Raw genomic sequence first — 24,238 nt, forward strand, 5'->3', positions numbered from 1 at the left:
CCTCGGCGCCAGCGCGGCGGCGCCCCTGTCCAGCCGCGAAGAGTATGAGCGCCGGATGCAGCAGCGTGAGACGCTGATCGCGCAGCAGGACCGGGGCGGCGCCCCGCCCGCGCCGGGCGCCACCGTCCCCGACCAGCCGGCGCGCGCCGCAGGCGGGCCCGATACCCTGGCGCCGCTGGCCGCGCCGGACAACAGCGAGATCAAGGTGGCGCGCAGCAACGTCCCCACCCAGGCCGATCCCGCCCTGCAAAACGGCTACCAGGCCTTCAACAGCGGCGACCTGGCACGCGCCCAGCAACAGTATGAAACCGCCCTGCGCAGCGATCCCAACAACCGCGATGCCCTGCTGGGCACAGCGGCCGTGGCCCTGCGCCAGCACCAGCAACAACAGGCCGCCGCCCTCTACAACCGGCTGCTGGACCTGGACCCGAACGATGCCGACGCGCTGGCCGGCCTGATGGGCCTGCGCCAGGGCGACGCTGCCCAGGCCGAGCTGCGCCTGAAGACCATCCTCAACCGCACACCGGACGCGGCCCCCGTCCAGTTCGCGCTGGGCAACCTGTACGCGCGCCAGGGCCGCTGGCCGGAAGCCCAGCAAGCCTATTTCCGGGCCTGGTCGGCCGCGCCCGGCAATGCCGACTACGCCTACAACCTGGCCATCGGCCTGGACCGGCTGAACCAGGGCAAGCTGGCCCTGACCTATTACCAGAAGGCGCTGGCGCTGGCCCAGGACGGGCCGGTCGGCTTCGACCGCGCCGTGCTGCGCCAGCGGATGCACCAGCTGGCCAACCCGGGCCAGCAATGAGCGCGCGGCGCGGCAACGCGCCGCCAGACACGGAACACCATGGCAGAACAACCTAAAATCCCGCTCGGCAAGCTGCTGATCCAGAAAGGCGTGATCAGCGAGGACCAGCTGCGCATCGCCCTGATCGAGCAAAAGCGCAGCCAGGAGCCGCTGGGCAAACTGCTCATCACACTGGGCTTCGTGACCGAGGCCACGGTGCGCGAGGCGCTGTCGAAGAACCTGAACCAGCAAAGCGCCGACCTGAACAGCCTGGTGGTGGACGCCATCGCCCTCAAGCTGATCCCCAAGGACGTGGCCAAGCGCTACCGGGTGTTCCCCATCGTCTACGAGCGCCACAGCGACAACCTGATCCTGGCCATGTCCGACACCAGCAACATCGTGGCGCTGGACCAGATCAGCGCCATGCTGGTCAAGGGCATCACCATCACGCCGCTCTTGGCCGGCGAATCGGATATCCAGCGCGCCATCGACCAGTACTACGGCTTCGAGCTGTCGATCGACGGCATCCTGCACGAGATCGAGACCGGGGAAGTGAACTACGCCAGCATCGGCGGCACCACCTCGGACGAGTACAGCCAGCCCATGGTGCGCCTGATCGACGCCCTCTTGGCCGACGCCGTGCAGAACGGCGCCTCCGACATCCACTTCGAGCCCGAGCAATCGTTCCTGCGCATCCGCTACCGCATCGACGGCATCCTGCGCCAGATCCGCAGCCTGCACAAGTCGTACTGGCCGGCCATGGCGGTGCGCCTGAAGGTGATCTCGAACATGAACATCGCCGAGACCCGGGCGCCCCAGGACGGCCGCATCTCGATCAAGTTTTCCGGGCGCCAGATCGACTTCCGCGCTTCGGCCCAGCCCACCACCCACGGCGAGAACGTGGTGCTGCGCGTGCTGGACCGGCAAAAAGGCATCGTGCCGCTGGACGGCCTGGGCCTGGGCGAGACGGAACTGAATCTGCTCAAGCTGATGATCGCCCGTCCCGACGGCGTGATCCTCGTCACCGGTCCCACCGGTTCGGGCAAGACCACCACCCTGTATTCGATCCTCAACCACATCAACACGGAAAGCGTCAACATCATGACGCTGGAAGACCCGGTCGAGTACCCGATGAACATGATCCGCCAGACCTCGGTCAACGAGTCGGCCAAGATGGGCTTTGCCGACGGCATCCGCTCCATGATGCGGCAAGACCCCGACATCATCCTGGTGGGCGAGATCCGCGACCAGGAAACGGCCGAGATGGCGTTCGCCGCCGCCATGACGGGCCACCAGGTCTATTCCACGCTGCACACCAACTCGGCCATCGGTTCCGTCACCCGCTTGCTCGACATCGGCATCCTGCCCGACATCATGGCCGGCAACATCATCGGCATCGTGGCCCAGCGCCTGGTGCGCAAGCTGTGCCTGCATTGCCGCGAGCCGTTCGAGGCCGACCTGCTCGAGCGCCGCCTGCTGGGCCTGCCGGCCGGCACGGAACAACAGCCGGCCCCGCGCCAGACCATCTACCGCGCCGTCGGTTGCGAACGCTGCGCCCACCAGGGCTACAAGGGCCGCATCGCCATCATGGAATTGCTCAAGATGACGGGCGAACTCGATGAACTGATCGCGCGGCGCGCCTCCTCGCGCGAACTGAAGACGGCGGCCACGGCCGGCGGCTTCCATTCGCTGGTGGACGACGGCGTGCGCCGCGTGCTCGAAGGCGTGACGACGCTGGAGGAAGTGGCGCGCGTGGTGGACCTGACCGACAGGCTGAGCTGATGCCCCAATACATCTACCGCGCCATGGATGCCGGCGGCCAGCTATTGCCGGGCAATATGGACGCCGCCAACGAACCGGACCTGGAGCTGCGCCTGAGCCGCATGGGCCTGGACCTGGTCGACTGCAAGGTCACGCGCCAGAAGGTGGTGGCCATCAAGCGCGTCATCACGCGCAAGGATTTGATCAATTTCTGCTTCCACATGGAGCAGCTGACGGGGGCCGGCGTGCCCATCCTCGAAGGCTTGAACGACTTGCGCGAGAGCATGGACCACCCCCGTTTCCGCGAAGTGATCACCGACCTGATCGAGAGCATCGAGGGCGGCCTGCAGCTGTCGACGGCGCTGGCGGCCTATCCGGACGTGTTCGACGTGACCTTTACCAGCCTGATCACGGCCGGCGAACACAGCGGCAAGCTGGCCGAAGTGTTCAAGAACCTGTCCGAGAGCCTGAAATGGCAGGACGAGCTGGCGGCCCAGACCAAGAAGATGATCATGTACCCGGCCGTGGTGGGCGTGGTGGTGACGGGCGTGACGTTTTTCCTGATGATCTACCTGGTGCCCCAGCTGACGGCCTTCATCAAGAACATGGGTAACACGCTGCCGCTGCACACGCGGGTGCTGATCTTCGTGTCCAACATCTTCATCCACTACTGGTATGTGCTGCTGGCCCTGCCCGTGGCCATCTGGTTCGGCGCCCGCGCCTGGCTGGCCCGCAGCGAGACGGCGCGCTACCGCTACGACGCCCTGCAGCTGCGCCTCTGGCTGGTGGGGCCCGTGCTGCACAAGGTGATCCTGGCCCGCTTTGCCACCTTCTTCGCCCTCATGTATGCTTCCGGCATCACCATCCTGGAATGCATCCGCCTGTCCGAAGGCATCGTCGGCAACCGCGTGGTGGCGGCCGGCCTGCGGCAGGCGGCCCGCCTCATTTCCGAGGGCCAGGGCGTGACGGCCGCGTTCCAGAACACGGGCATCTTCCCGCCGCTGGTGATCCGCATGCTCAAGGTGGGCGAGGCGACGGGCGCGCTGGACGGCGCGCTGCGCAACGTGGCCTATTTCTACAACCGCGAAGTGAAGGAAATGATCGAGAAGGTGCAGGCGATGATAGAACCGGCCATCACCGTGGTGCTGGGCCTGCTGCTGGGCTGGATCATGCTGTCGGTGCTGGGCCCGATTTACGACACGATCAGCAAGATCAAGACCTGAGGCCGCCGTGTTCCGCAACCATCTACTCTACCTGACCAGCGACCAGTTGTGCGTCTACCACTGGCGCCTGGGCAAGCTCACGGCCGGGCCCTGCTTCGCGCCGGACCAGGACGGCATCGACGCCTTCATGGACTACATCGACGCCGCGCCGGGCGGGCCGTGCTGGCTGCTCACCGACCTGATCGAGGAGGATTTCCAGCGTGTCACCCTGCCCCACGTGAACGGCAAGGCCGGGCGCCAGATGCTGCAGCGCCGGCTCGGCCAGCAGTACCGGGAAACCCCGTACCGCCACGTGAGCATCCAGGGCCGCGAGCCGGAAGGGCGGCGCGACGACATCGCCCTGCTCAGCGGCCTGACCAACCCCGCCATCGTCCAGCCCTGGGTCGCGGCACTGGAAGCGCTCAAGGCGCCGCTGGCAGGCCTGTACACGACCACCCTGCTGAGCGACCTGCTGCGGCGCAAGCTGGGCCTGCGCCACGAGCACCTGCTGCTGGTGACGGAGCAGTCCGGCGGCCTGCGCCAGAGCTATTTCCGGGCCGGCCAGCTCAAGTTCTCGCGCCTGACGCTGGCCGTCGACCGGGACGGCGTGCCCGTCAACGTGGCCGCCGAGACGGGCAAGACGCTGCAGTTCCTCACCAGCATCCACCTGGTGGAACGGGGCGACATGCTGCACACGGCCATCGTCACCGCGGCCGGCCAGATCGAGCGGCTGTCGCAGCTGTGCCGCAACGGGCCGGAGACGACCTACCACTTCATCCCCATGGCGACGGCGGCCGCCAGCGTGGGCCTGCCCGGCGCGCCGCGCCTGGCCGACACCGTGCTGCTCAAGCTGTTGGGGTCCGAACTGCCGCGCAGCCACTACACGCTGGGCGCGGCGCGCCGCTATTACCAGCTGTGGTGGGCGCGGGTGGCCATGTACGGCGCCAGCGCCGCCATCCTGTCGTGCACCCTGATGTGGGCCGCCGTCAGCCTGTGGCGGGCCGGCGAGGCGGACAATGCCGCGCTGCGCATGCGGGCCGAGTCAGCCCGCTACGACAGCCAGTACCAGAACGTGATGTCGGACATGCCGCCGGCCGTGGACAAGACCGGCAACATGAAGGCGGCCGTCGCCATCGAACGCATGCTGGCCGAACAGGGCCCCGTGCCGCTGCCCATGGTGCGCATGCTGAGCGAGGCACTGGACCAGGCGCCCCTCATCAAGCTCAACCGGATCGACTGGCGCGTCAACCTGCCCGGCGCGGCACCGGCCCCGGCCGCCATGCAAGGGCCGGCCGACAGCAGCCCGGCCACGCCCGTCCCGTCCCAGCTGCTGGGCCTGCCGTCGGCGCCGCCCCAGGCCTTGCATGTGGAGGCGGAAATCGGCGGTCCCCAGGACGACTACCGGGCTGCGCTGGAAGCGATGCGCCAGTTCGCCCAGCGCCTGGCGGCCCAGCCCCACCTGACGGTGGAAATCGAATCCCAGCCGCTCGACACCCGGCCCAGTGTCAAGCTGAGCGGCAAGGCCGGCCTGGTGGCCGGCAACCCGGCCGAAGACCGGCCGAAATTTGCCTTGAACCTGATGTGGAATCCGTGATGAACGCTGCCGCCACCGTCCCCGGCAAGAAAAAGAAACCGGCCGTCGCCATCGCCGTGCCCTACTGGCTGCGCGAGTTCGCCCTGATCCGCTGGGGCGTGGCCGCGCTGGCGGCCAGCGTGGCCGTCGGCGTGGCCGCCGTCCTGTTCAGCAACGCCGAGCTGCGCGACGCCAGCGCCACCCGCACCCACGTGCAGCAGGTGCGTGATGCGGCCTACGCCCGCTACGCCTACGCGGACAATGAAAAGCGCGAGATCCGCACCTTCCAGCCCCAGTTCATCGCCTTGCGCGAGCGGGGCCTGGTGGGCGAGGAAAACCGCCTGGCCTGGCTCGACGCGATCCGCCGCATCCAGGAGGAGCGCAGCCTGCTGCCGATCAGCTACGAGGTGTCGCCCCAGCAGCCCGTGACGGCCGATGCGCGCATGGTGACGGGCGACTACCAGCTGCGCGCCAGCCGCATGGCGCTGCACATGGACATGATGCACGAGCTCGATCTGTTCAACTTCCTGGAAGACTTGCGGGCGCGCGGCTATTTCGCCGTGCAGGACTGCGCGCTCAAACGCCTGGCCAACGCGGCCAGCCAGCCGGACGCCCCCGGGCTGTCGGCCGACTGCACGCTCAACTGGCTCACGCTGATGCCGGGCGCCCCGGCCGCCGCGCCGGCCAAGGGGAAATCATGACGCCCGGCGCCCGCCCGTTGGCCATGCTGGCCGCGCTGGCCGCGCTGGCCGGCACCGCGCCGCCGGCGTCGGCCCAGACGCTGGGCTTGGGCCGCCTGTTCACCACGCCCGAACAGCGGATCGCGCTCGACGTGCGGCGCGCCGCCAGCCAGCCCGTGGCCGGGGGCGCGAACCCGGCGCCGACACCATCGTCCGGCCAGCCGGCCGAACCGGCGCCGGCCGCGCCCGCGTCGGAACCGGTGCAGCTGAACGGTGTCGTGCGGCGCAGCAGCGGTAAATCCACCGTCTGGCTCAACCAGGTGCCCCATGCGGACAGCAATGCCCAGCTGCGACCGGACCAGTCCGTCACGCTGCGCCTGTCGTCCGGACGGGCGCTGGTACTCAAGCCAGGCCAGAGTTTCAATCCCGCCGATGGCACGATCCAAGAAACGACTGGGCGCTAGCGAGCGCGGCGCCGCCCTGCTGCTGCTGCTGGCCCTGATGGGCGTGGGCGCGGCCAGCCTGCTGATCACGGCCTTCAGCGGCGGCGACCGGGAAGCGCGCCACAACCGGCAGACGCTGCAGCGCCTGGCCGCCGCCAATGATGCCCTGGTCGGTTACGCCACGGCCCAGGGCCGCCTGCCGCGCCCGGCCGTGTCGGCCACGGACGGGCGCGAACGGCCCGCGCCGTGCACGTCGGAAGCCAGTTGCACCGGCTTCCTGCCCTGGGTCACGCTGGGCGTGGAGGGGGCGGACGCGTGGGGCAAGCGCCTGCGCTACAGCGTCACGCCGGCCTACACGGTGGCGCCCGTGCTGCGCATCTCGACCGTCGCCACCAAGACCGTCCAGACCCGCTATGGCAGCGGCGCCCTGGCCTATCTGGCCGGCCAGGGCAGCTGCGAGCTGGGCGCCCAGTGCGTCCCGCTGGTGCTGCTGTCGCAGGGGCGCGACAATTTCGGCAGCACCGTGCTGGGCATCGTGCAGCCGAACACGGCCAGCGGCAACGTGGACGAACAGCTCAACGACCAGGGCAGCGTCCATTTCATCAGCCGCCCCGCCACCACCGATGGCAGCGTGCCCGGCGGCGTGTTCGACGACCTGGTGGCGTTCGTGCCGCTGGATTTTTTATACAAACAGATGGGAGCGGCGCGCAAGCTGCCGTAAGGACATGAAGCGCAGAGAACACGGCTTTACCCTGGTCGAGATCGCCATCGTGCTGGTCATCGTCGGCCTCATGATAGGCGGCCTGATCACACCGCTGAGCGCCCAGCTCGAGCAGCGCCGCGTGGGCGACACGCAAAAGGCGCTGGACGACGCGCGCGAAGCGCTGGTCGGCTTCGCGCTGCGCAACGGCTACCTGCCCTGCCCGGCCGTGTCGGCCAGCGACGGCCTGGAAGACCGCACCGAAAACCGCTGCCGCGGCGAGCGCCGGGTCGGCTACCTGCCGTGGGCCACGCTGGGCTTGAGCAAGCTCGACAGCTGGAACCGGCTGTTCCGCTACAGCGTCTCGCCCGGCTTCAGCGACAGCGGCGCCCATTTCAGCTTCCAGACCGGACGCGACATCAGCATCGCCACCCGCGATGGCAGCGGCAACCTGGTGCCGGCCACGCTGGCCAACGACATCCCGGCCGTGATCGTCTCGCACGGCAAGAACGGCTTTGGCGCCAGCACCGACCAGGGCACGCTGGTGGCCGACACGTCGGCCACCAACGTGGACGAGAAAATCAACGCCAGTTCGGCCACCGCCTTCATCGCGCGCGACGCGAGCGACAACCCGGCCGCGCCGGGCGGCGAATACGACGACCTGGTGGCCTGGGTCTCGCCCTATGTGCTGTTCAACCGCATGGTCGCGGCCCAGCGCCTGCCGTGAAGATGGTCGCGCCGGCCCTCACCATCGCCCGCTACACGCTGCTCGAAGCGCTGCGCAATCGCCTGCTGTGGCTGCTGTTGCTGGCCGCCTGCGGCGCCATCGCCGCCAGCGGCCTGCTGCATGAAGTGGCCCTGACGGAAAGCCGCCAGCTGCAGGCGGCCCTGCTGGCGGCCCTGCTGCGGCTGGCCGCCGTGTTCCTGGTGGCCACCTTCGTCGTCACCAGCATGGTGCGCGAGGCGAACGACAAGGGCCAGGAACTGCTGCTGGCCCTGCCCCTGCCGCGCGCCGTCTACCTGCTGGGCAAGCTGGCCGGCTTCGGCGCCCTGGCCGTGCTGCCGGCCGCCCTGTTCAGCGCCCTGGCCCTGCTGTTCGCGCCGCCCGGCCAGGCTGCCCTGTGGGGCTTGTCGCTGCTGGCCGAACTGTGGATCGTGGCCGCCTTCAGCCTGCTGTGCATGCTGACCCTGCACCAGGTGCTGCCGGCCCTGGCGGCCGCCTTCGCCTTCTACCTGCTGGCCCGCACGGCGGTCGCGCTGCAGCTGCTGGCGCACGGGCCGGGCCAGGCCGACGCCCTGCTGGCGCGGGCCGTGGACGTGCTGGCCGTGCTGCTGCCGAACCTGGACGCCTATGCCCGCAGCGACTGGCTGCTGTACCACGGCGGCACGGCGGCCGAGCTGGCCGCCATCGCCATCCAGAGCGCCATCTACGTGACGCTGCTGACGGCCGCCGCCCTGTTCGACCTGTACCGCAAGGAGCTGTGATGGCGAGCCGTCCGCTGCGCCGCGTGCCCCGTGCCGTGCCGGTCCTGCTGGCGCTGGCACTGGCGGCCCAGCTGGCCTGGCAGGCCGGCCACCGGCCGGCGCCGCCGGGCGCCCAGCCGCTGCCGCCGGCGCCGGCGCTGGCCACGCTGCAGCTGGCCAGCCTGGGCGAGCAGGCCGCCCTGTCGCGCGTACTGATGCTGTATGTGCAGGGCTGGGACGACCAGCCCGGCGTGAGCCTGTCGTGGCGGGTGCTCGACTATGACCGCCTGGTCCAGTGGCTGGGCCGCGCGCTCGACCTCGATCCCCGCAGCCAGTATCCGCTGCTGGCCGCCAGCACCCTGTACACGGCCGTGGACGACCCGGTGCGGGTGCGCCGCATGCTCGATTTCGTCTACGCGCGCTTTGGCGAAGACCCCGACCGGCGCTGGCCGTGGCTGGCCCAGGGGGCCATCATCGCCCGCCACCGGCTGCACGACCTGCCGCTGGCGCGCCGCTACGCACAGGCCATCCGGCTGCAGGCCACGGGGCCGCAGGTGCCGCCCTGGGCCCGTGAACTGGAAGCGTTCGTGCTGGAAGACATGAACGAGCTCGACAGCGCCCGCGCCCTGATCGGCGGCTTGCTGCACGACGGCAGCATCACCGACCCCAACGAGCTGCGCTTCCTGTCGCAACGGCTGGACGCGCTGAATCGATCCCGGCGTTGAATCCAACGTGGCAAGCACGAATCTCGACGGGGATTTTTTTTCTTGATTCTTCACGGATTAGTGAGAAACTCCCCCGGGCTTGGGGTACCGGTCTTCGTTTTTTTCCCCTTTGTCTAATTCGGTCGAAAATATGCAAATCCTGGCTAATGCGGTCCAGAATATCCAGTGCGCCATATTCTATAGACCGCAATCGCCTCCGCAAAGCAACACCGGGACCGGTTTAGACTTTCCGGCCCTTCGGCTTAGACCGGTGTGGTGAGATAACGGCAAGTTATAGCCTGCGTAGTCTTTCGTCAAATCACATCCTGCAAATGGCGGCGCGGAATCAGCTTGCCTGACGTCCACGTTTCCCGTCCACTTTAATCAGTCTACAAATTGGGCAGCGGCATCGGAAGCTGGTTCACTTTAGACTTTCGCGTCAAAAAAGGCGACCAGATTAGACTCGGTGCCCAGATTTCGTAGACAGCTTTGGACTGGCGCTTGGAAATTTCAGGCTGAATTAGCCGCAACCGGCTCGAATTGGACCGAAATAGACCATAGGGCAAATCGGGAACGCCCCCCGACATGTCTCCCTTCAGGCGTTCCCGCTAATATGTGTAGAACCTTTGTTTTCTACACGGTATCCCCGTCCTTGCGGGGAAGCGGTAGCGCTTGCCGTCGTCATATTGCCGGCTAAGGCAGGATTCAAGTGTCAGGGCCACCTTGAGCCCGTGTTGTGCTCGGCGTCCTTGTCGCGCAACTTGCGACGTAGGCGAAAATTATCGACGATGCTAGCTACCAGTGTCACCAACAGCAACACGTCGACCGCGTACCGGCCGAGGTAATGCCAGAATGCCCAGGCAAACAAGGCGCAAGCCAGTGCCATGAACAACAAGACCGGCCCATCCTTCATTCCTTGTTCTCGCTAAAATAATCGTAGAAGTCAGGCATCAACTCTCCTGTGCAGTTGGAACCCGCGACATTCCCGGCGGGTCTGAACAACGCTTTCACCGTTCCAGCGCATGTCGGAAGCATACGGTGACGATCATCAGGCAAGCTTGAGCGGGTCACGCCTGCCATGATTTCGTGTTGACGACAGGAAAATTTTGAATGGCGATCCCGCTTTCCGCGCCATTTCACCAGGAAACAGTGCGGTAGCTAGTGCGTGATCTGTGCAAGAATTGTAATATAGCACCATGTATCGAAAGGAACACCCCATGTCCCATCCCGCCCGCGCGTCAGGCCAAGCCGGCTTCACCCTGGTAGAAATCGCCATCGTCCTCGTCATCATCGGCCTGCTGCTGGGCGGCGTGCTGAAAGGCCAGGGCTTGATCGACAGCGCCAAGGTCAAGAACATCATCCAACAGTCGAACTCGCTGTCGGCCGCCGTCAACGCCTACCAGGACAAGTTCCGCGCCCTGCCCGGCGACGACGTCCAAGCCACCATCCACGCCCCCGGCGCCACCGGCAACGGCAACGGCGACGGCCAGATCGCCGAATACCAGCTGGCGCCCCAGCACCTGGCCCTGGCCGGCTTCATCACCGGCTCCTACAACGGCAGCACCGACTTCATGACCAGCGCCCAGGGCGGCGCCGTCTACATCTACAACGACATCGTGGCCGGGCGCGGCGGCAACGGCATCCGCTTCGACAACTTGCCCGACTCGTTCGCCGAGCAGATAGACAGCAAGCTCGACGACGGCAAGTTCAACACCGGCTCCGTGCGCGCCACCGGCAATTACACCAACAACGGCACCATCATCACCCGCACCGCCCTGTTCTTCTGAGTCCGCCGTCCCCGCCGGGGGACGCACGCAACAAGACTCACAAATAAATAGCACGCCCGTTCTTTTTCTCGGCTAAAATAGGTCCACCTATCAATGCGGGAGACAGCATGTTCGAAGAATTCATCGGTACCAAGGCCGTGTCGGCACGCCACCAGTTCGACGTGGCGGCGCTGGACGCCTATTTGCGCCAGCACGTGGCCGGCTACCCGGCCGGCACCCTGACGGTCGAGCAGTTCAAGGGTGGCCAGTCCAACCCCACCTTCAAGCTCAGCATCGCCGGCCAGCATTACGTGCTGCGCACCAAGCCGGCCCCGGCCGCCAAGCTGCTGCCGTCGGCCCACGCCATCGAGCGCGAATACCGGGTGATGGACGCGCTGCAGCGGGCCGGCTTCCCGGCCGCCCGCCAGTACGTGCTGTGCACGGACGAGAGCGTGATCGGGCGCGCCTTCTACCTGATGGAGTTCGTCGCCGGCCGCGTGCTGTGGGACCAGGCCCTGCCCGGCATGACGCCGGCCGAACGGGCCGCCATCTACGACGAGATGAACCGCGTGATGGCCCAGCTGCACACGATAGACTACGCCGCCATCGGCCTGGCCGACTACGGCAAGCCGGGCAACTACTTCGCGCGCCAGATCGAGCGGTGGAGCAAGCAGTATGTGGCGTCGCAGACCGAGACGATAGACGCCATGGACCAGCTGATCGCGTGGCTGCCGCACCACATCCCGCCCGGCGAGGACACGGCCATCGTGCACGGCGACTTCCGCCTCGACAACCTGCTGTTCCATCCGACGGAACCACGCATCCTGGCCGTGCTGGACTGGGAACTGTCGACCCTGGGCCATCCGTTCGCCGACTTCTCCTACCACTGCATGAGCTGGCACATCGAACCGGGCCAGTTCCGCGGCATCGCCGGGCTGGACCTGGCGGCGCTGGGCATCCCGTCCCAGCAGGAGTACATCGCCCGCTACGCCGAGCGCACCGGCAAGACGATACGGCTGGAGGACTTCAATTTCTACCTGGCGTTCAATATGTTCCGCCTGGCCAGCATCATGCAAGGCATCATGAAGCGCTATGTGGACGGCACGGCCGCCAGCGCCCAGGCCCTGGAATCGGGCAAGATGGCGCGCCCGATGGCCGAACTGGCCTGGGACTACGCCTGCGCCCGCAAGAGCGTTTGAGCTGAGACGGCGGGCAGCTCCGGCCCGCTTCGTCCCTTACATGGCCGGTCCGGCCGGGCCGACTGTGTCGCGCCGGCCCCGCTCCGCTACATTTGCCGCTTTCTCAAAACGGCCGGCTGGGCTACTATCGTGCTGCCAGCGCTTTCGCTGTCCGCCTTGGGGCGCTACAACCGGCGCCGGCTCACTTGGGGTCCACGCATTGCCAGACCAGGCCAGTCCATCCTTGCCGTCGATACGCTCGCAGATCGCGCTGCTGGTATTGGCCTGCGCGCTGCCCACCGTGATCAGTTTCGGCGCCCTCGTGGGCCAGCTCTACGGCCGCGAACATGCGGCCCTGCGCGACGATACGCGCCAGCTGGCACGCATCGTGGCTGCCGCCATCGACCGCGACCTGGCCCAGAGCGCCAGCGCGGCCCAGGCCCTGGCCACCTCGCCCAGCCTGCAAAGCGGCGACCTGACCAGCTTTCGCGAACAGGCCGCCAGCCTGCTCGTGCCCCAGTTTCCCGGCTCCCGTTTCCTGCTCAGCGATAACCGCGGCGAACTGCTGCCGGCGCCCGACGAGACGGTAGCCAGCGCCTTCGGCGCGCGCCGCAACGCGGCCCGGCTGCGGGCCCTGCTGGCCGACGACGCCCCGCCCCACCCCACCGTGTCCGTCGTCTACGACCACGACACGGCCCTGCTGGCCGTCGATGTGCCGGTGCGCTACAACGGCAAGACGCGCTACGCGCTGACGGTGCTGCTCAAGCCGGACCGGCTGGCCCGCACCCTGCTCGACGAACGGGTGACGAGCAGCCACGGCGTGGCCCTGTACAACCGCGACGGCGTGCTGGTGGCCCATTACGGCAGCGGCGGCAACGTCGTCGGCCAGTTGGCGCCGGCCGCGCTGCGGGTCGAGCTGGGCCTGGGCCACGAAGCGCTGCTCGATACCAAGGCGGCCGACGGCACCCCCATCTACCTGGGCCTGAACCGGGCCCCGGCCAGCGGCCTGGCCGTGGCCGTGGCCGCGCCGCGCGCCCTGGCCAACGACAAGCTGCTGGCCACCGTCAGCACGGTGTCGCTGGCACTGGCGCTGCTGCTGGCGGCCGGCTTCACGCTGGCGTGGGCGGTGGGCGGCCGCATCAGCCACACCGTGCGGGCCCTGCTCAAGCCGGCCCAGGCGCTGGCCAGCGGCGCCCCGTTCACGCTCGAACGCATGACGTTCAGCGAGGCCCAGGCCGTGGCGCTGGCCCTGCGCTCGCTGGAGGCCGACTTGCAACGCCACCGCAACGAGTTGTCGGCCCTGGTGGCCGAGCGCACCGCCCAGCTGGAGCGGGAACGGGCCCAGCTCGAAACGCTGTACGCCACCGCCCCCGTGGGCCTCAGTTATGTGGACCCGGAGCTGCGCGTGGTGCGCATCAACGACTACCTGGCCGCCTACAACGCGCGGCCCGTGGCGGCCCACCTGGGCCAGCCGCTGGCGTCCATGATCGGCGATCCGCAGATACGGCGCAGCGTGCTGCACGACTACGGCACGGTGCTCCAGACCGGCAAGCCGCTGGTGGGCATAGAACGCTCCGGCGTGAGCGCGGCCGCGCCCGGACGCACCAGCTACTGGATCGTCAGCTACTACCCGCAATTCGACGCCGACGGCGCCATCGCCGGCATCACCAGCCTGCTGCTCGACATCAGCGAACTGAAACGCACGGAAGCGGCGCTGCGCCAGTCGCGCCAGATGTTCCAGTCCGTGGTCGAGTACATGCCGGCCACCATCTTCGTCAAGCGCGCTTCCGACTTGCGCTATGAGATGTTCAACCGCTACGGCGAAGCGCTGCTGGGCCTGCAACGGGCCGACGTGCTGGGCAAGACCGACTACGACATCATGCCGCCGGCCCAGGCCGAGGCCTTCGGCGCCGACGACCGCCGCGCCCTGGCCTCCGGCCAGGTGAGCGAAGTGGAACAGGAACTGGTGACGGCCGACGGCGGCCCGCCCCACTACCTGACCACGCGCAAGGTGGCGCTGCGCGACGAGGGCGGCCACGTGACCCACCTGCTGGGCATCGCGCTCGACATCACGGAGCGGCGCCAGGCCGAGGCCGTGCTCCATTCCACGGCCGAACGGCTGGCCCAGAGCGAACAGTTCCTGCGCGCCGTGACGGACAACCTGCCCGGCATGGTGGCCTACTGGGACGCCAACCTGCAGTGCCGCTTCGCCAACCGCTACTTCCTCGAATGGCACAGCCGCGACGCCGGCCAGATCATCGGCGCCCGCATGACGGAAGTGCTCGACAGCGCCCGCTACGCCCTGTGCGCGCCCCATGTGGCCGACGCCCTGGGCGGCCGGCCGCAAGGTTTCGAGAGCCGGCTGGCCTGGCCGTCCGGCGCCATCAGCTACACCTGGGTCAACTTCATTCCCGATCACGACCCGGAACACGGGGTGCGCGGCTTCTTCGTGCTCGAGTCGGACGTCACGGAACTGAAGGAGACGGAACTGCACCTGCAGCAGCTGAACGAGGAACTGCGGCTGGCGCGCGACAAGGCCGAGGCGGCCAGCCGGGCCAAGAGCGCGTTCGTGGCCAACATGAGCCACGAGATCCGCACCCCCATGAACGCCATCATCGGCCTGGCGCGCCTGCTGCAGGACGCGCCACTGGCCCAGCGCGAGCGCAGCTACCTGGACAAGATCCAGCTGGCCACCCAGTCGCTGCTGGCCCTGGTCAACGACGTGCTCGACATCTCGCGCATCGAGTCGGGCCAGCTGGTGCTCGAATCGGTGCGCTTCCAGTTCGAACATGTGCTCAACAGCGTGAGCGTGATGGTGGCCGCCAGCGCCTGGGACAAGGGAGTGGAACTGGTGTACGCCATCGACCCGCGCGTGCCGCGCGAGCTGGTGGGCGACCCCATGCGGCTGCAGCAGCTGCTGCTCAACCTGATCAGTAACGCCATCAAGTTCACGCCCCAGGGCGAGGTGGTGCTGGCGGTGGGCGTGCTGGCCGACACCGAGGCGGCGGTGACGCTCGAGATCGTCGTGCGCGACACGGGCATCGGCATCACGCCCGAACAGCAGGAACACATCTTCGACGCCTTCTCGCAGGGCGACAGCAGCACCAGCCGCAAATACGGCGGGGCCGGGCTGGGCCTGGCCATCTGCCGCCGCATCGTCCAGCTCAAGGGCGGCACGCTGACGGTCGAGAGCCACCCCGGCCAGGGCGCCGCCTTCCGCGCCGTCTGTGCGCTGCGGCGCGCCGCTCCGGACGACCATGGCGTGCTGCCCGCCAGCGACGCCGTGCGCGGCCTGCGGCTGCTGGTGGCTGACGACAACGCCAGCGTGCGCGACGCCCTGCGTCACGCATGCGACAGCTTCGGCTGGGAGGCCGTGTGCGTGGCCACCGTGCCGGCCGCGCTGGCCGTCCTGGCCGGCGACCGAACCGCCCCGTTCGACCTGCTGCTGCTGGACTACGACTCCCTGGGCGCCGGCAACGACGGCCTGCTGTGCCAGGCGCGCGCCATCGCCGGCCTGGCCCTGCCGCCCGTGCTGCTGATGGTGCCCGAGCACGACAGCGCCAACCTGACCCACGAATGCGCCGCCCTGGGCGCGGCTGGCGTGCTGTCCAAGCCGGCCACGCCGGCGCGCCTGCTGGCGGCCGTGACGGCCGTGCGCCAGCCGGCCGCGCCGCTGGCGGCGCTGCCGTCCCACGCCCTGCACGGCCGCCTGGCCGGCATGCGCCTGCTGCTGGTGGAGGACAACCCCATCAACCAGGAAGTGGCCCAGTACCTGCTCACCCATGCCGGCGCCCAGGTGACGCTGGCCGGCAACGGCGAACAGGCGCTGGAACTGCTGCAGCAGGCGCCCGAACGCTACGACGCGGTGCTGATGGATATCCAGATGCCCGTCATGAACGGCTACGACGCCAGCGCCGGCGCGCGCCGCCTGGGGCTGCGCCTGCCCATCATCGCCATGACCGCCAACGTGATGGAGGACGACTTGCGCCGTGCCGCCGAGGCCGGCATGGACGCCCACGTGGCCAAGCCGATCGACATCGAACAGCTGCTGAGCACCCTGATCCGGCTAGCGCCCCATGCCATCGCCGGCCACGGAACCGGCGCCGCGCCGGCCGGCGCCGCCGCCTCTCAGCCCAACCAGTCCAGGCAGTCCGGCCAGTCCGCCCCGCCCGCGCCGCCGGACCTGCCCGAGCTGCCCGGCATCGACCTGGCGGCGGCCCTGCCGCGCATGGGCGGCGACTTCGCCGCGCTGGCCAGCCTGCTGCGCCGTTTCATCCAGTCCCAGGGCGACGCCGTGGCCGAAGTGCGCGAATTGCTGGCGGCCGGCCTGCAGCAGCAGGCGGGCCAGGCGCTGCACCGGCTGCGCGGCGTGGCCGCCAACCTGGGCGCGGGCGCAGTGGCCCAATTGACGGCCCAGGTGGAGGCGGCCCTGCTGGAGGGCCATTCCGACCAGCTCGCCGCGCGGCTGGCGGCCCTGGACGACGCCCTGGCCACGGTGGCGGCCGGCGCCCACCGGCTGCCGGCGCCGGTGGCCGGCCCGGGACCGACCGAGATCGACGACGCCAGTGCCACAACTTTGATGGCAACACTGGCGCAACTGCAAGATTTACTACAGAATAACAACTTGAAAGCCTTGGCCCTGTTCCAGACCTTACGCCCGCGGCTCGAGGCTATCGACGGCGCCGCCGGCGCCGCGCTGGCCGAGGCCGTGGAGACGCTGCAGTTCCGGGCAGCCGAACAACTGGTCCGTACGCTGTTGCAAAATAAGGAAATCGCATGAGCTGGACCGACCTTGCTACCAACGGCCGCATCCTGATCGTCGACGACGCGATGGAAAACGTCCAGGTGCTGTACCAGGCCCTGCGCGACGAGCATGAAGTGCTGTTCGCCCTGGACGGCCCGACGGCGATCGACATCGCGCGCCAGCAGATGCCGGACCTGATCCTGCTCGACGCCGTCATGCCCGGCATGGACGGCTACGCCGTCTGCGCGGCCCTGCGCGCCACGCCGGAAGTGCAGGACATCCCCATCATCTTCGTGACGGCCCTGAGCCAGCCGGAGGACGAGACGCGGGCGCTGGAAGCGGGCGCCGTCGATTTCATCAGCAAGCCGTTCAACGTGGCCGTGGTGCGGGCCCGGGTGCGCACCCAGCTCACCGTCAAGCGCCAGGCCGACGCCATGCGCGAACTGACCCTGACCGACGCCCTGACGGGCGTGGCCAACCGGCGCCACTTCAACGACACGCTGGAACTGGAATGGCGGCGTTGCGCCCGCAGCGGCCTGCCGCTGTCGGCCATCATGATCGACATCGACCACTTCAAGCGCTACAACGACGCCTACGGCCACCAGGCCGGCGACCTGTGCCTGCAGAAGGTGGCGGCGGCCATGAAGCGCTGCGCCGCCCGCCCGCAGGACCTGCTGGCGCGCTACGGCGGCGAGGAATTCATCCTGCTGCTGCCCCAGGAGAGCCTGGCCGGCGCCACGGCCGTGGCGCGCCGCATCCTCGACGAGGTCGACCTGCTGGCGCTGCCCCATGAAGCCTCGCCCACCAGTTCCGTCGTCTCCGTCAGCATGGGGGTGGCCACGGTGCAGCCGGGCGAGGCCGGCGACACCAGCAACCTGATACGCAGCGCCGACGAACAGCTGTACCGGGCCAAGCAGCACGGCCGCAACCGCTACTGCCTGGCCGGCACCGGCGAGGTGGCGGCCGGCGCCACGCCCTAGCGGCCTGTAACGGAAGAATCGGTAGGGCCTGCCGGACCGACGATCGCCGGCCGCCAGGCCCCGCCTTCCTCAGGCGTGCTGCCGGAAACCCGGCTGGGCGATGAAACGTTCCAGGTGGTGTTCGGCGTCCCCCAGCGTCAGGGCTATCATGGTCAGGCGCTTGAAGTGGTGGGCCGCCGGCAGTTCGTCCGTCACGCCCATGCCGCCGTGCAGCTGGACCGCCTGCTGGCCGACGAACTTGGCGGCCTGGCCGATGCGGGCCTTGGCGGCCGACACCGTGCGGCGCCGCTCCTCCACATCATCCGAACCGACCTTGGCGGCGGCCAGCATGGCCATGGAGCGGGCCTGCTCGAGGTGGATGAACATGTCGGCCATGCGGTGCTGCAGGGCCTGGAACTTGCCGATGGGCGCGCCGAACTGCGAGCGCGTCTTCAGGTAGTCCAGCGTGGCGGCGAAGATGGCATCCATCGCCCCCACCGCCTCCGCGCACAGCAGCGTTGCGCCGTAATCGGCGGCCGCATCCAGGATATCCCAGCCGGCATCCGCCTGGCCCAACAATGCCGTCGCCGGCACGGCCACGTTGCTGAAGCTGACGGTGGCGGCGCGCTGGCCGTCGATGGTGCGGTAATCGCGCACCGTCACGCCGGGCGCGTCGGCCGCCACCACGAACAGCGAGATGCCGGCCGTGTCGCGCTGGCCGCCGGCGCTGCGCGCCGAGACGATGAAGGCGCCGGCCTGCCCGCCGTGGATGACGACGGTCTTGCTGCCTTCGATCAGGTAGCCGTCGCCGCCGGCGCGGGCCGTGGTGCTGATGTCGTGCAGGTCGTGGCGGGCATGCTGTTCACCGAGCGCGCACGCCAGTTTCAGCTCGCCGCCGGCCACCCGCTCCAGCAGCGCCTCCTGGCCGCCGGCCAGCTTGAGGAACTGGGTCCCCAGCACGGTGGCGAAATAAGGCTCGACCACCAGGCCGCGGCCCAGCTCCTGCATCACCAGCAGCAGGTCGACGGCCGTGCCGTCAAAGCCACCCTGCGCTTCCGGCACGGGCAGGGCCAGCATGCCCAGCTCCGTCAGCGTGGCCCAGGCCGCGTCGGACACGCCGGCCGGCGAATGGATGATCTGGTGGCGCGCAGCGAAACCGTAGTCCTTGTCGACCCAGCGGCGCAGGGCGTCGGCGAACTGTTGCTGCTCTTCTTTGAAAGTAAAATCCATCGCTGTCCCCTCACAGACCCAGAATCATCTGGGTAATGATATTTTTCTGAATCTCGTTCGAGCCGCCGTAGATCGACGTCTTGCGGAAATTGAAGTAGTAGCCCGCCAGCGGCGCGGCCGCGTCATCGCCCGTGAAGCTATGCTCGGCCTTGCCTTCCAGGTAGTCCGTATCGAACGGCAGCGCATCCGGGCCCAGGGCCTCGACCATCAGTTCCGTCAGCAACTGCTGGATTTCCGAACCGCGCACCTTGAGCATGGACGCCTCCGGTCCCGGCGCATGGGCTTCCTGCGAGATCACGCGCAGCACGGTGGTCTCGAGCGCCATCAGCTCGATTTCCACGCTGGCCACCTTGGCCGCGAACAGCGGGTCCTGCAGCAGCGGCTTGCCGTGCTTGAGGTGCTCGGTGGCCACCTTCTTCAGGAACAGCAGCTCGCGCTTGGAACGGCCCACGGCCGCGATGCCGGTGCGCTCGTGGCCCAGCAAATACTTGGCGTAGGTCCAGCCCTTGTTTTCCTTGCCGATCAGGTTCTCGACCGGCACCTTGACGTTGTCGAAGAAGACTTCGTTCACCTCATGGTCTTCGTCGAGCATGATGATGGGGCGCACCGTGATGCCGGGCGTCTTCATGTCGATCAGCAGGAAGGAAATGCCCTCCTGCTTGCGCACGTTGGGATCGGTACGCACCAGGCAGAAGATCATGTCGGCGTGCTGGCCCAGCGTGGTCCACGTCTTCTGGCCGTTGACGACGTAATGGTCGCCCACGCGCTCGGCCGTCGTCTTCAGCGACGCCAGGTCGGAGCCGGAGCCGGGTTCCGAATAGCCCTGGCACCACCAGTCCTCGCAGGACAGGATGCGTGGCAGGTAATACGCTTTTTGTTCCGCGTTACCGAAGGCCATGATGACAGGCGCCACCATGTTGACACCGAACGGCAGGATGGGCGGCGTGCCGGCGCGGGCGCACTCTTCCTCGTAGATGTGGCGCTGGGTGGCGTTCCAGCCGGGGCCGCCGAATTCCACGGGCCAGGCCGGCGCGGCCCAACCCTGTTGGGCGGCGATGCGGTGCCAGCGCACGTAATCGTCCTTTTGCAGGCGCAAATGGTTGCGCACCTTCTGCTGCAGATCACTGGGCAAGTTCGCTTCGAGGAAGGCGCGCACCGTGTCGCGAAACGCCAGGTCCTCGGCCGTATAGTTCAAATCCATGCTGTCTCCTTATGTGCGGCGATAAAAAAGCACGACCGTTCCAAATAATTGTAACGCATAAGGACGCCGCGCCAACGGCATTTTTTCGCCACCTCCTCGCCCGCCCTGAAAATACCGGCAAAATGGAGACAAAAATGGGGACGTACCCCTTTTTTCAAAAATGGGGACGTAAGACGGTTTTAGGGCCGGTCATCGTCCCCTGTGTTTCCTGGTGACTCCTGAAATGAAAAGGCCAGCCCGCAGGCCGGCCCAGGATGCCGGAAACCGTCGTTCTATTGCACGGTCAATGCCAGGTCCCGTCCTTTGGTGGCCACGTTGCCGGCATAGTCGGCCGCCAGGATGCGCAAGGTGTAGTCGCCGGGCGCCAGGTCCGCCACCCGCCATGTGCCGGGCGTGACTTGGCCGTCGATCAGCTTGTTGTTGAGCGCGTACACGAAGCGCGTGCTGGCGCTGCCATAGACGGTGATGCCGCTGGCCTCCGCATAGGCCAGCTTGACGGCCTCCCGGTTGCGCGGCAGGCGGTCGTAGACCTGGGTGACGACGGGCTGCTCATAGCCGGCCACGGGCGTGCCGTCGGCCTGCAGCAGCTGATAGCCCAGCTTGTAGATGCCGAGCCGGCGCCGGGCCTGGTTGCCATCCATCTGGTCGAAGGCGTCGACGGCGATGCCGACCTCGCCCAGCGTGCGTGGCAGCAGCAGCCGGCCGCCCTGCCGCGCCTGCAGGCGCTGACCGCCGCCATCGACCAGCGCGATGCTGACGATCTGGGGCGGCACCGTGTCGCGCAAGCCCATGAACGGCAGGCTGAGCGGATTGAGCGCGCCGCCGTTGGGCGCGTAGTCCAGGTGCACATGGGCCATGCGGTTGACCGTGCCCAGCGTGTCGCCGGCATCGAAACGGGTGCCGCGCTTGATGCGGATGCGTTCCGGCTTGCCATGCTCGTCCGCGATCAGCTGGAAGCGGCCATCGAGCGGGCCATCCTTGGGCCCGCGCCCCACCCGCATGTGGATGTAGACCAGGTCGGCCAGGCCGAAGCCTTCCGACAGCTCGCCATAGCCCCAGTTGGGCAGCGGATCGCTGACCTTGGCGGGCGCGACGGCCAGCACCGGCGTGCCGGGCGCGCCCTGCACGTCGAGCCCGGCGTGGAAGTGGTCGCGGCTGTCGCCATCGACGTTGCCGCGCACCTCGCCCATCAGGCCCACCACTTCGTGCGGCTGCTGCTGGGGCTTGAACGGCCACAGCATGGTGGCCCCATGGGCGGGCAAAGGCAACGGCCCCCGCGCGGCCGGCGCCGGCTGGCCCGGCTGGGGCGGCGCGATATGGTGCAGGCGGAACGTGGCGGCGTCCGTCACGAACAGCGAGCCATCGGGCGCCAGCGCCATGCCGCGCGGCCCGTACAGGCGCACGCTGCCATCGGCGCCATAGCCGGGCTGGGGTGGATGGTCGACATCGACCAGGGGCGTCACCTCGCCGGCAGGCGAAATCTGGCTGACCCGGCCATGGCGGGCGCTGGCCACGTAGATATAACCGTCCGGCGTCACGGCCAGCCCCAGCGGGGCCCGCAGTGGCGCGCTGCGCTCCTTTTCCGGCGCCACGGCCACGGTGCTGACCTGGCCGTCCTTGCCCAGTTTGCGGATGGCGTCGTTGGCCAGGTCGGCGATCAGCAGCTCGCCGCCGGCCGTCATCGCCAGGCCGGCCGGCGTGTCGAAGCGGGCCGCGGCGGCGGCGCCGTCGGCCAGGCCGGGCACACCGGTGCCGGCCACCGTGGTCACCGTGCCGTCCGGCGCGATGCGGCGGATGCGATCGTTATAGGTATCGGCCACGTAGACGGCGCCGTCGGGCGCCACGGCCACGGCCAGCGGACCGTTGAACTGCGCGCCCGCGCCCTTGCCGTCCCGGTAGCCGGCCATGCCGTCGCCGGCCAGCGTGGACACCAGGCCCTGCGGCGTGACCTTGCGGATGGCGTTGTTGCCCGTATCGGCCACGTACAGGTTGCCGTCGGCGTCCAGCGCCACGCCGGAAGGGGTGTTGAAAGCGGCCGCCGTGCCGCTGCCCTCGGCATAGCCTTCGATGCCGCCGGCCAGCGTGCTGCTGCTGCCGTCGGGCGCGATCTTGCGGATGCTGTTATTGTCGCCGCCGTCGGCCACATACAGGTTGCCGGCCCCGTCGCGCGCCACGCCGAACGGATCGGCGAAGCGCACCCGCTGGCCGCGGCCGTCCGTGGCGCCGGGCAGGCCGTCGCCGGCCACCGTACTTACCCGTGCGGGCCAGTTGGGCAAGGTGGCCGCCGGCCGCTCGGCCGGCACAATGGCCGGCCGGGTATGCTGGACCACGGCATAGGCGGCCACGCCGCCGACCGTCGCGCCCAGCAGCGCCACGCCGGCCATGGCCAGTTTGATTTGTTGGGGAGACACGCGCGGCAACCTTTCACGATAAGCAAGAAGAAGCAGCTTACCCGAAGTGCCGGGCTTGAACAATGCGAACGGGGGGCGGGCCACGGGTCGCCCCGCAGCACCGCCCCCCGGCCCGCGCCGGCTTGCCGCGCGTGTTCTGGCCTGATGGCCTTACTTCAGATTGTAGAACGCATCGCGGCCAGGGTAGGAAGCGACATCGCCCAGGTCTTCCTCGATCCGCAGCAGCTGGTTGTACTTGGCCACGCGGTCCGAACGGGACATGGAGCCGGTCTTGATCTGCAGCGCGTTCAGGCCCACGGCGATGTCGGCGATGGTCGAATCTTCCGTCTCGCCCGAACGGTGCGAGATCACGGCCGTGTAGCCGGCGCGCTTGGCCATTTCGATGGCGGCGAAGGTCTCGGTCAGGGTGCCGATCTGGTTGATCTTGATCAGGATCGAGTTGGCGATGCCCTTCTGGATGCCTTCCTTCAGGATCTTGGTGTTGGTGACGTACAGGTCGTCGCCCACCAGCTGGACTTTCTTGCCCAGTTCCTTGGTCAGGATAGCCCAGCCGTCCCAGTCGCCTTCAGCCATTGCGTCTTCGATCGAGATGATGGGGTACTTGTCGCACCAGGTGGCCAGCAGCTTGGTGAACTCGGTGGCCGTCAGGCTCAGGCCCTCGCCTTCCAGCTGGTACTTGCCGTCCTTGTAGAACTCGGACGCGGCGCAGTCCAGGCCCAGCGCGATCTGGGTGCCTGGCGTGTAGCCGGCTTCCTCGATGGCCTGGATAATCAGCTTGATCGCTTCTTCGTGGTTGGCCACGGATGGTGCGAAGCCGCCCTCGTCGCCCACGGCGGTGGTCAGGCCCTTCTTGTGCAGGATCTTCTTCAGCGTGTGGAACACTTCGGCGCCGTAGCGGATCGCTTCGCGGAACGACGGTGCGCCCACGGGGATGATCATGAATTCCTGGATATCCAGGTTGTTGTCGGCGTGCGCGCCGCCGTTAATCACGTTCATCATCGGCACCGGCAGCTGCATGGCGCTGGAGCCACCGAAGTAGCGGTACAGTGGCAGGCCCGCTTCCTCGGCGGCGGCCTTGGCCACGGCCATCGACACGGCCAGCAAGGCGTTGGCGCCCAGGCGGGCCTTGTTTTCCGTACCATCCAGGTCGATCAGGATGTGGTCCAGGAAGGCCTGTTCATTGGCCTCCAGGCCCATGATGGCGTCGGCGATTTCCGTGTTGATGTTCTCGCAGGCCTGCAGCACGCCCTTGCCGAAGTAGCGCTTGGGATCGCCGTCGCGCAGCTCGATCGCTTCGCGCGAACCGGTCGACGCGCCCGACGGCACGGCGGCGCGGCCCTTGGCGCCCGACTCCAGCAGCACTTCGCATTCCACGGTCGGGTTGCCGCGCGAGTCGATGATCTCGCGGCCTGTCACATTGATGATTGCACTCATAGCT

18 protein-coding genes are annotated in these 24,238 nt (G+C 68.2%); 14 read left to right on the plus strand and 4 right to left on the minus strand.

Annotated features, from left to right (window positions below; all coding sequences use genetic code 11):
* The 14 genes from AC3WOS_RS00005 to AC3WOS_RS00070 form a co-directional block, all read left to right on the plus strand.
* The coding region (locus AC3WOS_RS00005; RefSeq protein ID WP_492713626.1) for a tetratricopeptide repeat protein at nt 1-805 on the plus strand (805 nt) is incomplete at its 5' end.
* A gap of 39 nt (nt 806-844) precedes the next feature.
* Nucleotides 845-2,566, plus strand: a complete 1,722-nt coding sequence (locus AC3WOS_RS00010) for a GspE/PulE family protein (protein ID WP_492713627.1) — start codon at nt 845-847, stop codon at nt 2,564-2,566.
* Nucleotides 2,566-3,768: a type II secretion system F family protein gene (locus AC3WOS_RS00015; RefSeq protein WP_492713628.1), complete on the plus strand. Its 1,203-nt coding sequence runs from the start codon at nt 2,566-2,568 to the stop codon at nt 3,766-3,768. The genes AC3WOS_RS00010 and AC3WOS_RS00015 overlap by 1 nt, the downstream gene beginning before the upstream one ends.
* Before the next feature lie 7 nt (nt 3,769-3,775).
* A complete protein-coding gene (locus AC3WOS_RS00020; protein WP_492713629.1) occupies nt 3,776-5,341 on the plus strand; it encodes a hypothetical protein in 1,566 nt (521 codons plus the stop codon).
* Nucleotides 5,341-6,021, plus strand: coding sequence for a hypothetical protein (locus tag AC3WOS_RS00025; protein ID WP_492713630.1), 681 nt, complete (start codon nt 5,341-5,343; stop codon nt 6,019-6,021). Before AC3WOS_RS00020 ends, AC3WOS_RS00025 begins: the two co-directional genes overlap by 1 nt.
* On the plus strand, nt 6,018-6,464 hold the full coding sequence (locus AC3WOS_RS00030) for a hypothetical protein (protein ID WP_492713631.1): 447 nt from the start codon (nt 6,018-6,020) through the stop codon (nt 6,462-6,464). Before AC3WOS_RS00025 ends, AC3WOS_RS00030 begins: the two co-directional genes overlap by 4 nt.
* Nucleotides 6,433-7,164, plus strand: a complete 732-nt coding sequence (locus AC3WOS_RS00035; protein ID WP_492713632.1) for a hypothetical protein — start codon at nt 6,433-6,435, stop codon at nt 7,162-7,164. The genes AC3WOS_RS00030 and AC3WOS_RS00035 overlap by 32 nt, the downstream gene beginning before the upstream one ends.
* A 4-nt stretch (nt 7,165-7,168) precedes the next feature.
* Nucleotides 7,169-7,870: a prepilin-type N-terminal cleavage/methylation domain-containing protein gene (locus AC3WOS_RS00040; protein WP_492713633.1), complete on the plus strand. Its 702-nt coding sequence runs from the start codon at nt 7,169-7,171 to the stop codon at nt 7,868-7,870.
* Between the two features lie 2 nt (nt 7,871-7,872).
* The gene (locus AC3WOS_RS00045; RefSeq protein ID WP_492714002.1) at nt 7,873-8,628 is read left to right on the plus strand and encodes an ABC transporter permease; all 756 of its coding nucleotides are present in this window, start codon (nt 7,873-7,875) and stop codon (nt 8,626-8,628) included.
* Complete coding sequence (locus tag AC3WOS_RS00050; RefSeq protein WP_492713634.1) at nt 8,628-9,332, plus strand: hypothetical protein; 705 nt, start codon at nt 8,628-8,630, stop codon at nt 9,330-9,332. The genes AC3WOS_RS00045 and AC3WOS_RS00050 overlap by 1 nt, the downstream gene beginning before the upstream one ends.
* 1,196 nt (nt 9,333-10,528) lie before the next feature.
* Nucleotides 10,529-11,098, plus strand: coding sequence for a prepilin-type N-terminal cleavage/methylation domain-containing protein (locus AC3WOS_RS00055; protein WP_492713635.1), 570 nt, complete (start codon nt 10,529-10,531; stop codon nt 11,096-11,098).
* 107 nt (nt 11,099-11,205) lie between these two features.
* On the plus strand, nt 11,206-12,276 hold the full coding sequence (locus tag AC3WOS_RS00060) for a phosphotransferase (RefSeq protein ID WP_492713636.1): 1,071 nt from the start codon (nt 11,206-11,208) through the stop codon (nt 12,274-12,276).
* Nucleotides 12,277-12,499: 223 nt separating this feature from the next.
* Nucleotides 12,500-17,035 (plus strand): PAS domain-containing protein, encoded by a 4,536-nt coding sequence (locus AC3WOS_RS00065; RefSeq protein ID WP_492713637.1) that lies wholly within the window; start codon nt 12,500-12,502, stop codon nt 17,033-17,035.
* Complete coding sequence (locus AC3WOS_RS00070) at nt 17,032-17,979, plus strand: diguanylate cyclase domain-containing protein (protein ID WP_492713638.1); 948 nt, start codon at nt 17,032-17,034, stop codon at nt 17,977-17,979. Before AC3WOS_RS00065 ends, AC3WOS_RS00070 begins: the two co-directional genes overlap by 4 nt.
* A 69-nt stretch (nt 17,980-18,048) precedes the next feature.
* On the opposite strand, the gene AC3WOS_RS00075 is transcribed toward AC3WOS_RS00070, so the two are convergent.
* From AC3WOS_RS00075 to eno, 4 genes are all read right to left on the minus strand, one after another.
* Entirely contained in the window at nt 18,049-19,188 is a 1,140-nt protein-coding gene (locus tag AC3WOS_RS00075) for an acyl-CoA dehydrogenase family protein (protein ID WP_492713639.1), read from the minus strand.
* 10 nt (nt 19,189-19,198) lie between these two features.
* Nucleotides 19,199-20,389 carry an acyl-CoA dehydrogenase family protein gene (locus AC3WOS_RS00080; RefSeq protein ID WP_492713640.1) on the minus strand — a complete coding sequence of 397 codons (1,191 nt, stop codon included), beginning with the start codon at nt 20,387-20,389 and terminating at the stop codon, nt 19,199-19,201.
* A 272-nt stretch (nt 20,390-20,661) separates the two neighbouring features.
* Nucleotides 20,662-22,800: a gluconolaconase gene (locus AC3WOS_RS00085; protein WP_492713641.1), complete on the minus strand. Its 2,139-nt coding sequence runs from the start codon at nt 22,798-22,800 to the stop codon at nt 20,662-20,664.
* Between the two features lie 150 nt (nt 22,801-22,950).
* Nucleotides 22,951-24,234 (minus strand): phosphopyruvate hydratase, encoded by a 1,284-nt coding sequence (gene eno / locus AC3WOS_RS00090; RefSeq protein WP_492713642.1) that lies wholly within the window; start codon nt 24,232-24,234, stop codon nt 22,951-22,953.
* Between the last annotated feature and the right edge of the window lie 4 nt (nt 24,235-24,238).

It is taken from the genome of Rugamonas sp. FW305-51, assembly GCF_058786935.1.